The 18914-nt window shown below is 74.5% G+C and carries 13 protein-coding genes; 5 read left to right on the top strand and 8 right to left on the bottom strand.

Annotated features, from left to right (window positions below):
* Window positions 1-106: 106 nt before the first annotated feature.
* From ACI78V_RS09560 to ACI78V_RS09550, 3 genes are all read right to left on the bottom strand, one after another.
* Complete coding sequence (locus ACI78V_RS09560) at window positions 107-1162, bottom strand: TIR domain-containing protein (RefSeq protein ID WP_456850634.1); 1056 nt, start codon at window positions 1160-1162, stop codon at window positions 107-109.
* 93 nt (window positions 1163-1255) lie between these two features.
* A complete protein-coding gene (locus ACI78V_RS09555) occupies window positions 1256-3181 on the bottom strand; it encodes a M6 family metalloprotease domain-containing protein (RefSeq protein ID WP_456850632.1) in 1926 nt (641 codons plus the stop codon).
* Between the two features lie 82 nt (window positions 3182-3263).
* On the bottom strand, window positions 3264-3455 hold the full coding sequence (locus ACI78V_RS09550) for a hypothetical protein (RefSeq protein ID WP_456850630.1): 192 nt from the start codon (window positions 3453-3455) through the stop codon (window positions 3264-3266).
* 339 nt (window positions 3456-3794) lie between these two features.
* Here ACI78V_RS09550 and ACI78V_RS09545 point away from each other — a divergent pair, with 339 nt between their 5' ends.
* The 3 genes from ACI78V_RS09545 (at window position 3795) to ACI78V_RS09535 (ending at window position 10404) form a co-directional block, all read left to right on the top strand.
* Entirely contained in the window at window positions 3795-5939 is a 2145-nt protein-coding gene (locus ACI78V_RS09545) for a DEAD/DEAH box helicase (protein WP_456850628.1), read from the top strand.
* Window positions 5940-6170: 231 nt separating this feature from the next.
* Window positions 6171-7688: a hypothetical protein gene (locus ACI78V_RS09540; protein ID WP_456850626.1), complete on the top strand. Its 1518-nt coding sequence runs from the start codon at window positions 6171-6173 to the stop codon at window positions 7686-7688.
* Window positions 7689-7809: 121 nt separating this feature from the next.
* Window positions 7810-10404 (top strand): DUF4062 domain-containing protein, encoded by a 2595-nt coding sequence (locus tag ACI78V_RS09535; protein WP_456850625.1) that lies wholly within the window; start codon window positions 7810-7812, stop codon window positions 10402-10404.
* 258 nt (window positions 10405-10662) lie between these two features.
* Here the strand turns inward: ACI78V_RS09535 and ACI78V_RS09530 are convergent, their stop codons facing one another.
* From ACI78V_RS09530 to ACI78V_RS09520, 3 genes are all read right to left on the bottom strand, one after another.
* A complete protein-coding gene (locus ACI78V_RS09530; protein WP_456850623.1) occupies window positions 10663-11145 on the bottom strand; it encodes an SRPBCC family protein in 483 nt (160 codons plus the stop codon).
* Between the two features lie 174 nt (window positions 11146-11319).
* Entirely contained in the window at window positions 11320-13059 is a 1740-nt protein-coding gene (locus tag ACI78V_RS09525) for a Dyp-type peroxidase (RefSeq protein WP_456850621.1), read from the bottom strand.
* Complete coding sequence (locus ACI78V_RS09520) at window positions 13056-14051, bottom strand: hypothetical protein (RefSeq protein WP_456850619.1); 996 nt, start codon at window positions 14049-14051, stop codon at window positions 13056-13058. The genes ACI78V_RS09525 and ACI78V_RS09520 overlap by 4 nt, the downstream gene beginning before the upstream one ends.
* Before the next feature lie 526 nt (window positions 14052-14577).
* On the opposite strand from ACI78V_RS09520, the gene ACI78V_RS09515 reads away from it, so the two are divergent.
* Window positions 14578-14781, top strand: a complete 204-nt coding sequence (locus ACI78V_RS09515; RefSeq protein ID WP_456850618.1) for a hypothetical protein — start codon at window positions 14578-14580, stop codon at window positions 14779-14781.
* A 244-nt stretch (window positions 14782-15025) separates the two neighbouring features.
* Window positions 15026-15727, top strand: coding sequence for an AfsR/SARP family transcriptional regulator (locus ACI78V_RS09510; protein WP_456850617.1), 702 nt, complete (start codon window positions 15026-15028; stop codon window positions 15725-15727).
* A 21-nt stretch (window positions 15728-15748) separates the two neighbouring features.
* Here the strand turns inward: ACI78V_RS09510 and ACI78V_RS09505 are convergent, their stop codons facing one another.
* Complete coding sequence (locus ACI78V_RS09505) at window positions 15749-17596, bottom strand: CHAT domain-containing protein (RefSeq protein WP_456850616.1); 1848 nt, start codon at window positions 17594-17596, stop codon at window positions 15749-15751.
* The gene (locus ACI78V_RS09500) at window positions 17593-18906 is read right to left on the bottom strand and encodes a CHAT domain-containing protein (RefSeq protein WP_456850614.1); all 1314 of its coding nucleotides are present in this window, start codon (window positions 18904-18906) and stop codon (window positions 17593-17595) included. The genes ACI78V_RS09505 and ACI78V_RS09500 overlap by 4 nt, the downstream gene beginning before the upstream one ends.
* Between the last annotated feature and the right edge of the window lie 8 nt (window positions 18907-18914).

Genomic DNA, 18914 nt, shown 5'->3' with positions numbered 1-18914 from the left:
GGAGCCGTCACCTCCGTGCTGGAGACGACGGTCCCATGACGCCACGGGGAGCCGGCCGCGGACATCGACGTGGACCTGGAGTCCCCGGTGTCCGGAGCCGCGGCGGTCACCGTCGGCGGACGGACTCCACGAAGGCCCGGATCGACTCCAGACGCTCGTCCGGACTCTCGCGGTAGGACACGTACTCCAGGCCGGCGAGATCGGACGGCAGTTCCACGCCGGCCTGGACCAGGAGCAGCACGTGGTCGAGGCCCAGTCGTCCCCAGAACCAGCCGAACTCCACGGCCACGTTCTGACGAGCCCGTGCCCGGGCGCGGACGTCGTCCGGCCCGAGCGCGTGACCGTCCGGGTCCAGGACGGCGGCCACCTCCTCGTCCGGGGTGAACAGGACGACCGCGGCGTCGGCCTGGCGTGCCTCCCGCTCGAACTTCTCCGGGATGGTGCTCCCGGAACCCAGCCGGTCGCGGAGCACGATGGGTGCCTGGGCCCCGACGGCCTCGAGGATGCTGCGGACGCCGAAGCGGTCCTGGCTGCGTCCGTGGACGAGCATGAGCCGCGGGAACGCCGCCGCCTCGGCAGCGATCGCGGCGAGCACCTCGGCCTCGGTGCCCGTGAGGCGGGACCAGTTCTCCGGTGCGGGGAGCCGCGCGGCCGGCTGGTGCACCGGGTCCCTGAGCTCCTGCCAGAGCCGCTCGCCCGCACCGCGGAACGTCGGCACGGGGATGAGGCGGACGCCGAGCCGTGCGGCGATCCTGCCGGCCGTGTACGCGTTCTTGCCGCCGCCGACGACGATGGCGGCATCGGCTGCCTCGAGCATCTGCAGGTGCGTCGACGTGAGGACGCCCTCGCGGAGGGGGACGAGCCGGAACAGGCCGCCGTACCTGGCTCGCTCCACCGGGTACGGCTCCTGGTCGTGCCGCTCGGCGCGGTGGAAGACCCTGATGCGCGCCTCGTCCGGCGGCGCCGCATCGAGCATGCCCGTCACCACGTGGCGGTCCGCCGACCGCGGCGAGTCGCTCTCCACGAGGACCGAGGAGGACCCCCGCGCCAGTTCACCGCCCAGCCGCCGGCAGAAGTGCTGCAACGCGGCGGCGTCCGGTACCGGGCGACCCACGACGTTGCCGGGCCTGCTCTGCGAGCTGCCGAACACCGCGATGCGCATCTCGCGCCTCCCCCGTCACCCGGACGACGAGTCATCGGCGGCCGTCGACGGCACGCGCGAGCGCACACTCGGGCCGTCGCCGGCGTGCACCGGTCACCCCGTGTGCGGGCAGGCGGCGACGTCGACACCCGTCGGGGTCACGACGTCGCCGCCGTCGGCTGCCTGCACGTTGCGCAGCAGGGCCGACAGCGCGGCCGCGATGGCGTCGATCGACGTCGGAGCGGGCGTGCGAAGGGCGTAGAAGCAGCCCGTGCCGCCTCCCGCGGTGAGGTGGCACATGACTCCCGACATCGCGGAGGCGCTCGCACCGGCGCTGTAGACCAGGTGGGGAGCGTTCGTGAAGTCCCACACCACGGTGTCGCCCACCTGCGCCCAGCGCCCACCGCCGAAGGCGTACGACCAGGTGCCGTCCGCATGGAAGGTGAACGGTCCCGCCGTGGCGACGGTGCCGGTGCACCCCCAGTCGACACCCACCACCGCCCAGCTCCCCACGATGCTCGTCCCGTCGCCGGCCGCTCCCTTGGTCCGCACGTCGATGCCCGGACCCGGGGTGGAGACCTCCTCGATCTCCAGTCCGGAGGCGGTGCCGTCCCACCAGGTGCTGGCGGGCGCCGTGCCGCTCCCGAAACCCGGCGCGGACGGCCCTCCGAAGAGGTCCTCGGTGTCCCCGGGGTTGACGCGGCGTTCGAGGTCGAAGCGGTTGTCGGCCTGTTCGAGCGACAGCTCGTAGTGCTGCGCGGGGGTCATCTGCTCGTTGCTGTTGCTGCCGGTCTCGTCGACGTGCCAGATGGCCAGGCCCGCGTCGGGCAGCGAGGCGTCGCGCCCCGCCTGTTGCCGGTTCTCGAGGATGAAGTACTCGTCGGCGTTGCGGCTGTGGACCAGGAAGTCGTTCGTCCCCGCGTGGACGGTCACCGTCGATCCGGCGGGCACCGGTGTCAGCTTGCTGGTCCAGGACGCCTCGTTCTTCAGATAGGCGTCCACGTGGGTGGGATTGGTGTCCGAACCGCCGTAGCACATCAGGCTGTAGTGACCGACCCCGTAGCTCTCGTTGCCGTAGTCGTACAGGTCGGGATAGCTGCAGACCATGTGTCCGTTCTCGTGGCAGAAGGTCCGCAAGGTCAACTGCGTGCCCATGTCGGTGATCTGGTAGTCGTACAGGCTCGTGCCGGCCGGGGTCGGGTACGGCGCCGCCAGGGACCACTGGTGCGGCCACAGCCCCTCGGACCAGGCGTTCACCCGCGGGCCGGCGTAGAAGACGTTCAGCGCGTAGACGAGATCGGCGCTGTCGCTGGTCAGCGCGGAGAAGTCGTGACCGCTGCCCTTCAGGGAGTCCAGCGCCTCGAGGATGAGCTCCCGGGCGCGCGTGCCGAACGGCACCGCCGGATCGGTGTAGTGGCTCCGGTCGTGCTTCGCGGTGTAGTAGTCCGTGACCTCGTTGGTGTACCGCAGCTTCCCGTCCGAGACGTCGAGGAAGTAGTCGTGGACGGAACCGTTGTTGCCGAACCCCGCGTACCCGGTCTGGTTGCAGAAGGCGTCGACCTCGTCGCGGGTGATGGTCGCCTGGACGTCCGGGAACTGCACGAGCAGGCACAGCCCGACGTAGTCCCCGACGGGAGCGGCCGGCTCGGGGTCGGCCTCGGGTCCGGCCTCCGGAGCGCCCTGCGAGCGTCTGCGCGCCCGTCGCTGCTCCCGGCGCACCTCCCACCGTCTCCGGGGGCCCTCGTCGTGCGCCGCCCGGGCCTCGGACCGGGCCGTCGCCCGCGGCGCTCGCACGTGTCGGGGGAGCCCGAGCGCCTGCGGTGCGGACCGACCCACCCGTGCCCCGGACGGGCGGAGTTCGCTGCGGTCCTCCGACAGGACCGCGTACTGGTAGAAGCCGCTGTCGGGGTCCTTCACCACGGTGTAGCCGTCGAGGGTCTCGAACACCGCGTGGAACTGGTTCCCCCACCCGCGGACCGAGATCTCGGAGCCGTCCGGGTTCGTGAACCGGAAGACCTCACCGTCGAAGGGGGCGGGCATCCCATGCCTCCAGTTGGCCGCGAGACGGAGGACCTCCATGCAGCGAGCACGGACAACCTAGGGCGACGCCGTCACCAGCGCGTCACACCGCCGTCACCTCGAGCGCGGGCTCCGGTGCCGGCGTGCCGGCGGACGGCCCGAGCACGCCGGTCGCGGGCCCTGCGAGTCGGACGCTCGACCGGCCGGCGGGGAGGAGTCGGCGGGGGGAGCGGCTGCCCTCCGGGGGCGGGTCGGCGGTGGATATGATCGCGGTCTGCCACCACGGCAGCGTCATGCCGGCACGGTGGCAGTGGACGTGACCGGGGCGGGGCTGGTCCGGCGGAGGACCGGCCGGGAATCCTCCGCCCGGGCACGCGTTGGGAAGAGCGAGGTGTCGACGACGGGACCGCCGGTCGCCGACGTCGACGGTCGCTGATCACCGACCCGCTCGGCGGCTCCAGGTCACCTCGGAGCCGTTGAGAGGGTCGATCGCCGTGGTTCCGCGGGGGTGGCTCGGCGTCCGGAGGACCGGGCCCGCTCGCTCCGGGGCGTGCCGCGCCCCGTCCGCGGGACCGTGCGGCATGCTGCCGCGGCCACCGCGGCCACCGCGGCCGGCAATCCAGAGGAGGAGTCTGTGGCTCGACCAGGGCAGCGCCAGGCGGGCGCCCGCCGGACCGCCGCGCGCAACCAGCGGCGGGTCCGGTCCCGCGGCGACGTCGTCTCGGTGCTCGCCCGAACCGTCCGTGAGGTCGAGGCGGCCGCCCAGCGCGGCCGCGTGACGCCGGCCGTGCGCACGAAGTTCCAGGCCGTCGCCCTGCTGCTGCGGGACGAGCGCGCCCGCGTCCAGGCCGACGCGTCCAGCAGCGACGGTCATCGGGCCGAGCAGCTCAAGCGCCTGGACGGCATCGCGACCATCCTGGCCACGACCGCGGTGCGGGACGCCGGGCTGCTGGCCCTGCTCGCCGACGACGCCGTCGCCTCCGACGCGGCGCGGGCGCTCAAGCGGGACCTGCTCAAGGCCGGCGGCGTCGAGGCGGCTCCCGAGGAGGTCGCGCCGACGGAGACCCCGGCCGCGCCCGTGACGCCCGAGCGCAGGGTCGTGCCGCAGTCGGTGATCTCCCGGCAGCTGGCCAACCCCTTCCTCGCCCCCGACTTCTCGGCCGTTCCGCAACGCCCCGCCCGCCCGCGCCGCCTGGCCGGCTGGGAGCTGCTCGGCCCGCTGCTCAGCTCCTTCGAGCGCGCCGGCGGCGGAGCCCCCGCGTGCATGGACCTGCCGTTCCCGACCGACCGCTTCACCCCGGCGGGTCTGGAGCTGATGACCCACCAGGGCCGGCTGGTCGCCGCGGCCGCGGCCGGCCACCGCAGCTTCCTGCTCGCCGACGAACCGGGCCTGGGCAAGACGGCGCAGTCGCTGCTCGCCGCCGAGGCGGCGAACGCCTACCCGTTGCTCGTGGTCGTGCCCAACGTCGTCAAGACCAACTGGGCCCGCGAGGCCGCGCGCTGGACGCCGCAGCGCTCGGCCACCGTCGTCCAGGGCAACGGCGACACGATCGACGGCTTCGCCGACATCGTCGTCGTCAACTACGAGGTGCTCGACCGGCACGTGGGCTGGCTCGGCGACTTCGGCTTCCGCGGCATGGTCGTCGACGAGGCGCACTTCATCAAGAACAAGACCTCGCAACGCTCGCAGCACGTGCTGGAGCTGTCCGACCGCATCGGCACCCGCGTCGCGCGGCCCCTGCGGATGGCCCTCACCGGCACCCCGCTGATCAACGACATCGAGGACTTCCGCGCCATCTGGCAGTTCCTCGGCTGGATCGACGAGACCGGACCGGTCGGCGAGCTGGTGGACGCGCTCGAGGAGATCGGCCTCACGCCCGCCGACCCGGGGTTCTACCCCGCCGCCCGCGGCTGCGTGATCGACCTGGGCATCGTCCGCCGGCGCAAGGTCGACGTGGCCGCCGACATCCCCGCCCGCCGCATCGCCGACCTCCCCGTCGAACTGGACGGAGCGGCCGGCCGGTCGATCCGCGCGGCCGAGCGGGACCTCGCCCGCCGCATGGTGGCCCGGTACGAGACGGCGCTGGCCAACCGGTCCTCCGACGCCGTGGTCGAGGGCATCGACGCCGACCTCGTGCGCCGGGTGGCCCGGTCGGAGCTGAAGGAGGCGACCACCGCCCAGGCCGGGGACAACGTCTTCACCATGATGCGGCGCATCGGCCAGGCGAAGGCCGGCCTCGCCGCCGACTACGCGGCGCAGCTGGCCCGCAGCGCCGGCAAGGTCGTCTTCTTCGCCAAGCACGTCGACGTGATGGACGCCGCCGAGCAGACCTTCGCGCAGCAGGGCGTCCGGTTCTCGTCGATCCGCGGCGACCAGTCGCCCACGGCGCGGCAGCGGAACATCGACGCCTTCGTCAACGACCCGGACGTCGCCGTCGCGGTCTGCTCCCTGACCGCGGCCGGCGTGGGACTCAACCTGCAGGTCGCCTCGAACATCGTGCTGGCCGAGCTGTCCTGGACCGACGCGGAGCAGACCCAGGCCATCGACCGCAGCCACCGCATCGGCCAGACCGAGCCGGTCACCGCGTGGCGCATCATCGCCGCGCAGACCATCGACGCCCGCATCGCCGAGCTGATCGACAGCAAGGCCGGGCTCGCCGCGCGCGCGCTCGACGGGTCGGACGAGGAGATCTCGTCGTCGGCCGACGTGCAGCTCGAGGCGCTGGTCACGCTCCTGACCGACGCCCTGTCGGCCGTGCCGCAGTCCGGCGCGGCCTGACGGGACCGGGACACCGAACGGCATGCCGAGCCGTCCGAGGGTGTGCCGCAGGACCTGCCCGACGACGAGGACCGCCTCTCCCGCTGAGGCGCTCGTCGTGCGGGCGGTCGTGGGGTGGTCCCAGGGGCGGGTGCGACGGCGAGCGTGGAGGGCGCGCGGCTCGCTCGCGGTGTGTCGGCGCCGGCGGGTCCCCGCGGTCCGCCGGTCCCCGCGACAGGGCGGACGGTCGTGGTGACCGTGCCCGGCGGCTCCGCCGACCCCGGGTCCGCGGCCCCCGGCGGAGGTGACCGCGCCGGGCGGCGCCGGCGGGTCCTGCTCCTGCTCCTCGCCTGGCTCGGTCCTGCAGTCGTCTTCGTCCTGCTCGACCTCGCCGTCGGCGAGGGGTTCCCGTGGGGCGGGGTGTACTGGGGGCTCGTGTCACCGGTCGTGGTCGCACCGTGCGTCCTGCTGGTGGCGCTCATGAGGGAGTCGGCCAGGATCCGGCGCGACCACGCCGGGCGGTACGGGCGTCCGCCCGGCCTGCTGGCAAGGGCCCGCGCGCACCCCCTGGGCGCGGTCGCGGAGTTCTCGGGCGGCACCGTCTTGGCCGTGGGCACGGGGGTGTCCGCCCGGAGCGACGTCCTCGCCGTGGTGGTGTTCGGCTTCACCGCCTTCTGGGCGGGGACGACGCTGACCGCGACGGCGCTGCGCCACTGCCGGCCGGGGGGAGGAACAGCCCCGTGGCCGAGCGCCGTCTGGTTCCCGGGGATGCAGCCGCGCACCGGCCGGGGGGCGGGCGTGGCCGTCGGGACGGCGCTGCTCGGCGCGGCGGCCGTCCACGTCGTCGGGAACGCCCCCACGGCCGCCGACACGGTCGCCGGGTCCGCCCTCGGCGGCGCTGCGGGACTGGTGCTCGCCACCCGGATCGGGGGGGCCACCGGGCGCCGGGGCGATGTCGACGTCGTCCCCTCGCGGACGGCCTGCTCACCGGGCGAGGTGCTCGCGGTCGGGTGTTCGACCCGGTCGCGGCGCGCCGCCGACGTGCGGTCGGCGACCCTGACGTTGCGCGCGGTCGTCCGGTGCCGCGTCCTCCAGGGGGATGCCGCGGACTTCCTCGTGTCCGAGGACGGGACGACCGTCCAGGAGGTGCTCTCGGTCCCCATGCGGAGGTCGACGGCGTCGACCGGCGGGACGCGGTTCGTGGCCGAGCTGGTCGTGCCCGACGTCCCCCCGAGCGTCGCGACCGGCACGCTGATCGGGATGGCATGGGAGCTCGGCGTCCGGGTCCGGGTCGCGCGCGGTCGTGACCTGCACGGGTCCGTGTCCCTCGAGGTCCGCTCGGCCCCTCCCACCCCGGGTCGTGAGGACGTCGGCGGATGGGTGTCGCAGCCCGGCCTCCGGGCCCGCCTGCGGACACCGCGCGCGGTACCCGTGGGGACGGCGGTGCTCGGGGCACTCGAGGTCGAGTCACCGGTGCCGACCGCCGTCCGTGACGTCCACCTCGTCCTCGCCAGGGAGGAGCGGGTGGTGGCCGGTGGGTTGGCCCACGCCCAGGAGTTCGTCGTCGCTCGCCGGCACGTCACCGACCACGCCGACGTCCCGGCGGAGGCGGTCCTGCGTCTCCCCCTGGACCTCACCGTGCCGGGGGACGCCCCGCCCGGCGTCGTGGTGCGGGACGTCGGTGAGGTGGCCTGGACGGTGCGGATCGGTCTCCTGGGCCCGTCCGGCGGCATGCAGGTGGAGCAGCCCCTGCAGGTGGTGCGTCCGTAGGCGACCCGCTGTGGGCGTCGGGAAGGGCGCCACCCCGGGGGCGGGACGCGGACGGGGCAGCCGCGACAGGGCCGGACGCAGCAACGCGGACAGGTCACCCGCGGGCGGCCATCATGGCGGCGTGTGGTCGCAGCGGCCGGTGACCGACATCCTGACTCCCGACCAGCGGGTCCGGGTCTTCGTCAGCTCCACCATGAGGGAACTGGCCGCCGAACGCGCGGCGGTGCGCGCGGCGATCAGCAGCCTGCACCTGATCCCGGTGCTGTTCGAGCTCGGGGCGCGCCCGCATCCACCCAGGGCGCTGTACCTGTCCTACCTGCAGCAGAGCCACGTGTTCCTCGGCATCTACGGCGAGCAGTACGGCTGGATCGCACCGGGGGAGACGATCTCCGGTCTCGAGGACGAGTACCTCGCCGCCGTCGACAAGCCGAAGCTGGTCTACGTGAGGACGCCGGCGCCGGGACGCGACGCGCGACTGGCGCAGATGCTCGAGCGGATCTCCTCGGACGGCCTGTCCTACCGCCGGTTCGGCGACGCCGAGGAGCTGGCCGGGCTGGTGGTGGAGGACCTCGCCGTGCTGCTCAGCGAGCGGTTCGGTCCACCCGACGCGGCGCGCGCCGCGGTGCCCCCGGGAACCGGGACCTGGACACTCCCGGCACCGCCGAACCGGCTCGTCGGCCGCGCCGGTGAGCTCGCGGACCTGCGCCGCTTGCTGACCGGGTCCGACACCCGGCTGGTGACCCTCGTGGGCCCGGGGGGCATCGGGAAGACCCGGCTCGCGCTGGCGGCCGCCGCGGAGGTGCGCAGCGAGTTCCCCGACGGCGTGGCAGCCGTGCTGCTGGCCGCGGTCGGTTCGCCGGACCTCGTCCCCGCTGCCGTCGCCTCCGCCCTGGGGGCGCCGGAGACGTTCGGGCGCGGGCCGGCCGACGCGGTCGCGGACTTCCTCCGGCCGCGACGGATGCTGCTCGTGCTCGACAACCTCGAGCACCTCGTCGAGGCGTCCCCACTGGTGGGTACGTGGCTGACCGGGGCGCCCGGACTGCGGGTGCTCGCGACCAGCCGCGAGGTCCTGCACCTCAGTGGCGAGCGGGTCGTCCCCGTGCCGCCGCTGCCCGTCGAGGGCCCGGGGAGTGCGGGCGGCGGGTCCCGGTCCGATGCCGTGGCACTGTTCGTGGACCGCGCCCTGGCCGCCCGCCCGGACCTGGTCCTGGACGAGCAGCGACTGCGGACCATCGGCGAGATCTGCCGCCGCCTCGACGGCCTGCCGCTGGCGATCGAGCTCGCCGCGGCCCGGGTGCGCATGCTGGACCCGGACGCGATCCTGCGCCGCCTCGACCGGCGGCTGCCGCTGCTGACCGGCGGGCCACGGGACGTGGCCGCCCGCCAGCAGGCGCTGAGCACCACCGTCCAGTGGAGCTACGACCTGCTGGGGGAGCCGGACCGGGTGCTCTTCGCCCGGCTGGGCGCATTCGCCGGCGGCTTCTTCCTCGACGCCGCCGAGGCGGTGTGCCGGGACGACGCCGTCGTGGTCGACGTGCTCGAGGGGCTGGGCTCCCTGGTCGACAAGAGCCTGGTGCGCCCGGACGGCACCGTCGACGGGGTTCCGCACTTCACGATGCTGGAGACGATCCGCGAGTTCGCCCGCGACCGGCTGATCGCCTCCCCTGAGTCCGACCGGGTCGGCCGGCTGCACGCGGAGTACTTCGAGCGACTGGCCCACGCCTCCCTGGCCGGTTTCGGCGGCGACGCGGAGGTCCGGCGGTTGGACCGGTTCGTCGCCGAGGCGGAGAACCTGCGGGTGGCGCTGCGCTGGTTCCTCGAACGGGACGAGCCGGACCGGGTGACCGACATGGCGGAGGGCCTGTGGCCGATGTGGTGGGGGCTGTCCCGGTTCGAAGAGGGGCACACCTGGATGGAGTCCGCCCTGGCGCGGTCCTCGGTGAGCCCCAGGGGAGCGGCGATGGCGCAGTTCGTCTGCGGCATCCTGGGGTTCGGCCAGGGCGACTACGCCCGTGCCGCAGAGTCGCTGCAGGCCGCCCGCGAGGTCCACGAGGGGCTGGGTGACGCGCGGCGCGCGGCCCGGGACGCCGTCCTGCTCGGCGTCATGACGGCCCTGCACGACCCGGATCGAGGAGAGCGGCTGACACGCGCCGCCGTCGACGTCCTCCGGGAGCGGGGCATGGAGTGGGAGCAGGCCTTCGCGCTGTTCGGGCTCGGCCGCATCCTCGTCGTGCAGGAGCGGTACGCCGAGGCGGTCCCGCTGCTGGAGGAGGGCGTCGGGTTGAACCCCTCGCCCGACCCGCACCTGTTGCTGAGCTACGGCGTGGTCAACCTCGGCTGGGCACGGCTGGGGCTGGGCGACCTCGACGGCGCCCGCGACGCCTTCCGCCGGGCCTACACGGAGGCGGGTGGCGGCGACCGCCAGATCAGCGCCCGCGCCCTCGACGCGCTGGCGGCCCTGGCCGCCCGGGAGGGCACCGCCGCGGTGGGAGCGCGACTCCTCGGCGCCGCGGAGGCCATCCGCCGGTCGATCGGGGTCGGGGTGTGGGTGACCGACTCCGACAGCCGCGACCGCACCCGGCAGGCGCTGCGCGCCGCCCTGGGCGAGGAGACCTACCAGGCGGCGGTCGCGGAGGGACTCGGCCTGTCCGCGGGCGAGGTCGACGCGCTCGTCCGCGGAGCCGGCGGCGTCCCGTCCACGGAGCAGTCGACGTGACGGGCGGCCCACCGGCCGACCCGGTGCACCCCGTCGCCGGGATGCGGTGAGGGGTGACGCGGGGCGGTCGACCCGAGCTGCTCGACGGCTGCGCGGCCGGATGCGCCGAGGACGCCGCCGCGCCGGGCCGGGTCCGCGCCGGCGGCCGGCGCCGGCGGCAGCAGTGAGGACGGCCGGACCGTGCCGGGCCTGCTCGCCGCGGTGCACGCGCGTGGTCCCGGCTGCCTCGCCGTGGAGGGATCCGGCGCGGCGCCGTCCTCAGGCCAGCGCCGCGGCGAGCCGGTCCAGCGTCTCCTCCATCTGCTCGGCCGAGACCCGCGGGTAGAGGCCCAGCGCCCGCTCGTCGCGGACGCCGCTCCAGTCGTAGGTGTGACTCACCCGTGTGCCGCCCGGCGCCGCCTCCAGCTCCCAGCCCCAGGTGTGGCCGCTGGGATCGAGGTCGCCGATGACGTGCGACAGGGAGCCGGCGGGGTGGATCGCCGGGGCCCACGCGATGCGGCGGTCCGGTTCGAAGTCGACCACCTCGTTGCGCATGCGGTACTCCCCGATGCCCTCCTGGTCCATCCGCATGACGAAGGCGTCACCGACCCCGGTCACGGGGGACGGGCCGGACTCCAGGCCGCGCAGCATGCCCGCGCCGTCGATCTCGGTGTGTCGTGCCGGGTCGGCCAGCAGCGCGAAGACGCGCTCCGGTGGTGCTGCGATGTCCCGGCTGACCCGGATCGTGCGCTCGTCGGTCATGAACGGCTCCCGTCTGCGTCGGTGGTGGCCAAGGCGGCCGGGCGCAGTCAAGCGACGGGCCGTCGGGGTGGTCAAGGTCGTGCCGCGCGGCACGGGGGCGATCCGGTGGCGCGAGCGGTGCAGGGCGACGGCGGGCGCGACGGGGGAGACGAGGGCGGCGCCGGCCCGGGCCGGTCAGCTGCCCAGGACGGCGGTGAGTGCGGAGATCGGCGGGGCGAAGAAGTAGCCGCCGCCGGTGGGGACCACCCAGTCCTGTTCGACGGGGATCCGCACCGGTGGCCCGGCCGCGACCGGGACGTCGATGTAGCGGGCGCGGTCCCCCCGGGAGTCGCGCTGGCCGATCACCGGGTCGTGCCCGCCCGCGTTCGGCTGGGTGGGCAGGTTCGACCAGCGACGGGTCAGGAACTCGAACTGGTCCTCGATGCTGGCGCCGTAGCAGAGGAACACCAGCCCGCGGTCGGCGTCGGGGTCCGGATCGTGCGCACCGACGTACGGCGGCCCGTAGGCGATCCCGCGGCGCAGGATCATCCGCAGCACCGAGTCGTGCGGCTTGCCGAGCTCCGTGGCGATGTCGCGCGGATGGGTCTTGCGGATGTGGGCGAAGTGGGGGCAGACCGTCCCCAGCACGTCGCTCTCGGCCTGCCGGTGGCCGTCGCCGGGATAGCCGGGCATCGGGGTCAGCGGCACCGGACGGGTGTCGTCGTCGAAGAGGAAGTGGTTGTTGGCGAACTCGTCGCCGGCCAGCCCGGGGTCGTCGGCGGTCCCCGCCCGCATGAGCGGCGCGCCGCTGGGCCAGCGGCCGACCATCATCGAGGCCACGTGCTGCGGTGTGGTGCCGGTGCGGGCGGCGGCGGCGGCGGCGAAGTCCCAGAACGCGGGCACGTCCTGCCGCAGGCGTCGGCACACCAGGTAGGAGCCGCGCCGCGCCCACGCCGGGTACGTCGGCGGGTCCGGCGGTGGGGCGGGGGCGACCAGGTCCTCCGTGTGCTGCCGCGGCTCGCCGAGCAGGAACTGCCCCGGCCAGACCAGTTGCTGGCCGGGCTTGCCGAACAGCCGGGGCCGCTGGTCGGTCGGGCCCGTGCCCGCAGGATCGAGGCGGCGCGGGGTGATGAACGTGTCGGGCGCCTCGGCGAGCCGGCCACGGACGCCGGGCTGGGAGACCCCGTCCTTGAAGCCGAAGTGCTCGTGCCCGCGCAGGTTGCCCGGCAGTGCCTCACCGCGCTGGTAGTACATGACGTCGAGCCCGTCCAGCCCGGCGAGGATCTCGTCGATCCGGCTCACCAGGTCCGGTTCCTCGTCCGCCGCGACGATGACGAGGACGTCGGCCTCGTCGTCCGGTCCGCCGACGACCCAGTGGTCGCGGTGGCCCGGGTGGTCGGCCGAGGTCGGGTCGCCCAGGTAGGTGGAGCGGGCTGCCAGGCCCTGGCGGAAGCTCTGCTCCCGGAACCGCTCGGCCTCGGCCGGCCCGGCGAGCGCGGCGATGCCGGCCCACGAGAACGCGATGTTGACCCAGGTGGCGGCCATCCCGGCAGGCGCACGCACGCCTTCGGTCAGGCGCCGGGCGCGGTACTCGCGGACGAAGTCCAGCGCCTCGTCCATCGACGTGACGTCCGGCGCGATGCCGGTCACCCATCGCCGGGCCCGCTCGCGGTCGGCGACGCGGAGGAACAGGAAGCGCTGGTGGTCCTTGTTGAACCCCGGCACGATGTTGCCCTGGATGTCGCGTCGCACCGTCCGGTCGTAGACGGGCTCGAACTCGTCGGGCGTCGGCTGGGGCGGCTCCGGCTCGACCGGCTCCGGCTCAGCCGGCTCCCTCGCGGCTGCGCGGCGGTCGCCGACGTCCACCCCGGACAGCAGCTGCGGTTCGGTGGCCGCGATGGCCTCCAGCGTCTCCCGCACGGCGGGCTCGGTCATGACGTCGGCCTCCGTGCGACGACGACCGGCAGGGACGAGGTCATGTGCTCGGCCAGCTGGCCGCCGTGCACCACCGGCCGGCCGCCGATCCGGATGTCGCCCACCTGGAACCCCTCCTCGGGTGGCACCTCGTAGTCCAGGCGCAGCACGGCGCCGGGCCGACCGCGGGTGATCGTCCAGTAGTCGCCGACCGGGGTGCCGTCCGGCTTGGTCCAGCCGGTGTCGTCCCAGCCGTCGATGTAGAGGCCGACGGGGTCGTGGACCGTGATGTCGAGCCCCGAGCGGGCGAGTGCGGCGACCTCGCGGACGAGGTAGTCGTCCGCGGCGTTCTCCCCTCTCGTGGCCATCTCGAAGTTGTCCCGGGCCACCACCGCATCGGGGACGCCCGGGTCGGGGACCGTCGCCGCGGCGCCGGTCTGCGCCAGGCCCACCGCGATCGTGACGTCGTTGGCGCTGTTGACGAAGTGCATGATCCCGCGGGTCGTCGTCCAGCGGTTCGACCGGTTGTACGTCCCGTCGGGGTTCGTGAGCTCCTCCCACCGCACGCGCGGGTCCACGTGCTGCTGGTAGAGCGCCTCCACGCAGCGACGGTCGACCGCGGCCAGCTTGTCGAAGTACTCCGGCGACTCCGTGCTGAACGTGACCTTCGTGACCTTGCCCGTCTCCCGGTCGCGGGTGGTGAACCACTCGAAGTACTCCACCTGCTTCGGCCGGAAGCCCACTTCTGCGTCGCCGGCCTCCTCGGCGTCCTCGAAGGCCTGCGCACGGTCGTCGCGCCGTTGGACGGTCAGCGACGCGCGGGGGAAGCCGATCCACGACAGCGTCCGGACGGCGACGACCTCGGGGTCGACGACGGTCGGGTCGATCCACGGCCCCGTGCTGAAGGGCGTGACCGCTCTGTCGACGACCTCGTGCCACTGCTCGTAGAAGCCCGAGCCCTCCGGGAGGTCACGCAGACCTGCCGGCGTGTCGTACCTGGTCAGCAGAGCCACAGCGGTCCTCCTCGGTCGACGGTCGGCGTGACCGGAGGTCCTGCGGCAGCGGGTGTCCGGGAGGCGGGACGCCGGGTCGCGCGCGTTCTGCTCCTTCCCCCCCGACAGGCCGCAGGGTAGGAGCGGTCCGTCACGGCGGCGTCACCGCCGCGTCACCCGGCCCATGGCCGCGGGCGACCCCGTCGCTCGCGGCCGAGCCGTCGTCAGCGCGGTCCGCGCAGCCGGACGACGGATCCCCGTCACCACGGGTCGGGGCGGCCTGCGGATCTCCGAGGAGCTGCGCGGTGAGGACGTCCTCGTCCGTGCCGACGTACCGCACGCCGCGGTCCCGCCCTGCTGCGGCGTGGCCGTGGACCACGGTCGTCGCGAGCGCACGGCGCACCCCGTCGGTGACGTCAGCCGGACGGGGGAGTGCGCTCACCGACCGTCACGGGGAACCATGGTGCTCCGAGGTGGGGGGCCGGTCCCGGCCCGTCCGCCGTACGCAGTCCGCACGCTGCGTGACCAAGTGGTGCGAAGGGTGGCCGTGACCGACGACCGAAGTGCAGCGCTGCTCGTCCGCGTGTGGCTCGAGGACGGGGACCGGTTCCGGGCACGACTCACCGCCGTGGGACCGGATGCGGCGGAGACCGAGCAGACCGTGGGCCTCGCCTCGTCTCCGAGTGACGTGGTGGATGCCGTGAGTCACTGGCTCGACCAGTTCCTCCGTCACGGACCGACAACGGATTGACACCGTGGTCGGGATGCTCCGAGCATCCCGACCACGAGGCACCTGATCGTCCGCACGTCGTCCAGAGGTGCCCGAGGGGGTGCTCCACGTGCCTGTCGCCCCGGCCCCGCGAGTCACACTGCTCGACGGGTTCTGCGTCCATCTCGGGGAGAAGACGCCACCGGAACCGCTCGAGGGCCTCCCGCCGGGCGCGCAACGCCTGGTCGCCCACCTCTGTCTGTCGGGGCGACCACCGAGGTCGGCCGTGGCCGGGCACCTGTGGCCGGACGTGCCGGAGGACCATGCCCACGGCAGTCTCCGCTCGGCGCTGTGGCGGCTGCACAAGGTGGCCCCCGGACTGGTGGAGGTCTCCGGCAGCGTGCTGTCGCTGGCGGCCGGTGTCCGCGTCGACGTGCGCGAGCTCGACGACTGGGCCGAGCGGGTCCGGGACCCCGGACGCGGCCTGGACGAGGTCGAGGTCCCCGACGTCGGGGAGCGCGGCGAGCTCCTGCCCGGCTGGTACGACGACTGGGTGCTGCTGGAGCGGGAGCGGCTGCGCCAACTGCGCATGCACGCCCTGGAGCTGGTCGCGGCACGTCTGGCGGCGGCCGGGCGCTACGGCGATGCGCTCCAGGCCGCCTACGCGGCGGTGCGTGCCGAGCCGCTGCGGGAGAGCGCGCACCGCACCGTGGTGCAGGTGCACGTCGCGGAGGGCAACCTGGTCGAGGCGCTGCGGGCCTACGACCAGTTCCGCGTGCTCCTGGCCGACGAGCTCGGGGTCGCGCCCAGCGAGCAGATGGCGCGGCTGGTGCGGGGGATCTGCCCCGCGGGGGGTCCGCAGCGGTGCACCCCCGGCGAACGTGACGCCGGTGCGACGGCGACCGCCTGGCGTCCCCCGCGACCGCGGCCGGAGCCCGCGGGGACCCATCCGCCCGAGGGCACCAGGACGGCGGACCTGGCGCTGTAGGCGGCCCCCGGCACGGACAGGTCACGACGGCGGCGGCCTCCCGGCGGCACCGGGACTGGTGATGTGGAACCCCGGGTCCCCGTACAGGGCGTACGTGGCCCAGGTGATCTCGTCCCCGTGCTCGCGGTACCAGTCCTCCCGGGCCAGGCGCAGCGCCTCGCCGACCTTGTTGCCCTGCAGGAGGTACTTGTAGAGGTCGACGGCGAACTCGCCGGCCGACCGGTCGTACACCGGCCACCGCGACCCCACGCAGGCGACCGCACCGCCGTACAGGAACGCCGACGCCAGCCCCTCCGACTGGTGTCCGAGGTACGACGGGACGTCGGGCTCGTTGGCCGCCTTGCTCGACTCGCAGGCGTTGAGGAACACCAGGGGCTGCCCGGTCAGCAGCCGCTCGATCTTGTCCGCGGGGAAGAGGACGTCCTGCTTCAGCAGCAGGCCGCTGCGCTCGGGCCGGTCGTCGTCGAACGCCGCATGGCCGGCGTAGTGGACCACGTCGTACTCCCCGGCGATGAGCGTCTCGTTGAGCAGCCAGGACGTCGCCCGGTCCGGGCCCACGACGTCGACCTCGATGCGGCCCTGCCAGTCCCGCTCGAGCCCTGCGCGGATGGTGTCGACCTCGACCCGCGCACCGGGGAGGTTGCCGACGGGATCGGAGTACCAGAGCAGGAACCGCAGCTTCCTGCCCTCGCCCCGCGCACGCCCCAGCCGCGGCATCGTCCAGCCCAGGGGCATGCGGGCGACGGGGCAGCGGACGGCCAGGTGCTCGTCGTTCCTGCGCATGAGCTCCCAGGGCAGCTCCTGCTCGTTGGTGGTGATCGTCACCTGGCCGACGTGCTCCTTGAGGTCCTCCTGCACCGACCGTGGGATCACCAGCCGGTACATGAGGTCCCCGAGGGTGCACAGCTCCCGGCGGACGTCGTGCGTCGACGTGTCCGGCAGTGCCTGGGAGCCGGCGAGGGCCGCCGGCGCGATGTGCCGCGCCCGGCGCGTGCCCTCGGCCGTCCCGATCCGCGCGGTGAGGGCCTGCATGTGCTCGAAGTCGTCCCTCGACAGCCTCCGCGTGGCCCGCACGCTCACGGTGTGCGTCGCGCCCCGGGGTACGCGGAGGATCGCGACGTAGTCGATGTCCTGCGCGTCCGCCGGTGAGGTGCGCAGCAGGACCAGCTCGGTGTGCACCGAGAGTTCCCGGGCGCGGGCCAGCGCGCTCTCGACCGCGTCCTCCAGCTGCTGGGGGGTGCGCAGCTCCCGCTCGACGGGCGGCTCGGAGGGGCTCTCCTGGACCGGCATCCTCCGGGTGGCGAGCTGGTGCAGGGGCGTCGCGGCGGCGACGAACAGCCCCTCACCGACCGCGCGCGCGGCCTCCCGGACCTTCGAGTCGAGCACGAGGTGCTCGGCGTGCTCGCCGGCGACCAGGGCGTCGAGCCGGGAGGCCTCCTCGAGCAGCGCCTTGAGCCTGGCCAGCTCGGCGAGCCAGTTGTCGACCTGGAGCTGCATGGAGCGCCCGGTCGTGTGGTGCGCCTGCTCCCGTTCGTGCAGCCCGGCGAGCACGTCCTCGGCCAGCCGCCAGTCGACCGCGGTGAGCTGCTCGTCGACCTCTGCCACCGACCGCGCCGCGTCCTCCCCTCCGTGGGCGATCCGGTCGAACGCCGCCCGGGCGGCCGCCAGGTGCTGGTCGAGCCGCTCCAGCAGCTGCAGCTCGCCCGCGACGGGCACGATCCCGCCGCGCCGCAGCGGCTCGACGCGGGTCCGCAGCTCGTCGCGGGTGGTGCGACGGCGCTCGGCCAGCCCGACCAGCCGGGCCAGGCGCACGTACTCCTCCGGCTCGGGCCGGGGGCGCGGCCGCGGAGGGGTGTCCGACGCGGTCACGGCGTCGCCTCGGGAGGGCCGGAGCCGGGGTGGAGCTCGGCCTGGAGCCGGTCCCGCTGGGCGAGCATCGCCTCGGGCGCGGCCGGGCCGAGCACGGCGAGCTGCGCCTCGAGCTCCTGGAGGTTCACCGCGACCAGGGAACGGTGCAGGCTCCTGAGGTCCTCCTCCTGCCGGGCGGGCGGGTCGCCACCGTTGGACATCGTCACCGCCAGGGTCGCGTCGGCCGGCAGCCGGACGACGTCGAGCTCGTGCACCAGGGCGCCGCCGCCGGTGACGTACAGGGTCGTCGCCGCCCATTCCCGTCGTCCGGGGAGCCGCGACTCGAGCTCCCGGCGGGCGGACCAGACGGCCACGTCGACGGGCCGGCCGTCGACCGCGGCGGAGTAGAAGGCCTCGGCGAAGGCGGTGCACCCCGGCACCGTGATCTCCCCGCGGACCCCGACCACGGCCGGCACCGACCGGGACAGCGTCGCCGCCACCTGGTCGGTGTGGCAGGCGCTGAGGTAGGCCAGCCTGAGGTCGGGGAGGCGGGCCAGCTCCGCGCCGAGGAGCTCGGCCGCCACCGTGCGGGCGGTGTCCTCCCCGTCGGTCCCGGGCTCGAGCGCCAGCATCTGCGGTGCCCCGTGCCGCTCGCCGGCCGGTGTCCCCGTGCCGGCGAAGTGCAGGACCTCGAACGGGGGCCCCTCGCGCAGCCGCTCGCGCAGCCTCGACCAGGTCGCGCGCGGCAGCACGTCGACCGACACGTGTGACCGGTCCGCCGCCAGGCCGCGCAGGACGTCGACGTCCTGCTCGGCCCCCAGCGACCCCGTCGGGTCCGCCGTCACGGCGAGCACGCGCAGGGGCATGGTCGCCGGCGTGAGCTCCCGCTCCGGGACGGGCAGGAAGGTCCGCACCACCGCCGAGTCGGTGCCCAGGGCGATGAAGTCCTGCCGGACCGCGTCGTCGTACAGCAGTTCCCACGGCAGGGCGAACGCGGCCAGGTCGTGGGAGGACACGCGGATGCGCACGCCGTGCCCCGGCGCCGCCGTGCGCTCGTACAGGGCCCTGAGCACACCGGCGAACAGGTCGTGGAAGAGCAGCTGGCCGATCTCCACGGCCCGGTCGCGGACCGCCCCCGACGAGCTGCGCTTGATCGCCCGCTGGTCGGAGAAGTACGACGTGGGGGCGTCGAGCGTGAGGTCCTCGTCCGGGACGGCGAAGACCCGCTTCCCCGTTCCCTCCGGCGTCTGCACCCGGGCGGTGTAGGAACCGTCCTGCCTGCGCTCGAGGGAGACCGTGATCTCGCTGGTGCCCGTACCCGCGGCCTGCATGGCCCACC

Source organism: Geodermatophilus sp. SYSU D00742 (genome assembly GCF_054049935.1).
Note: the sequence above shows the minus strand (reverse complement) of the source record. Positions and strands in the feature narration are given on the sequence as shown.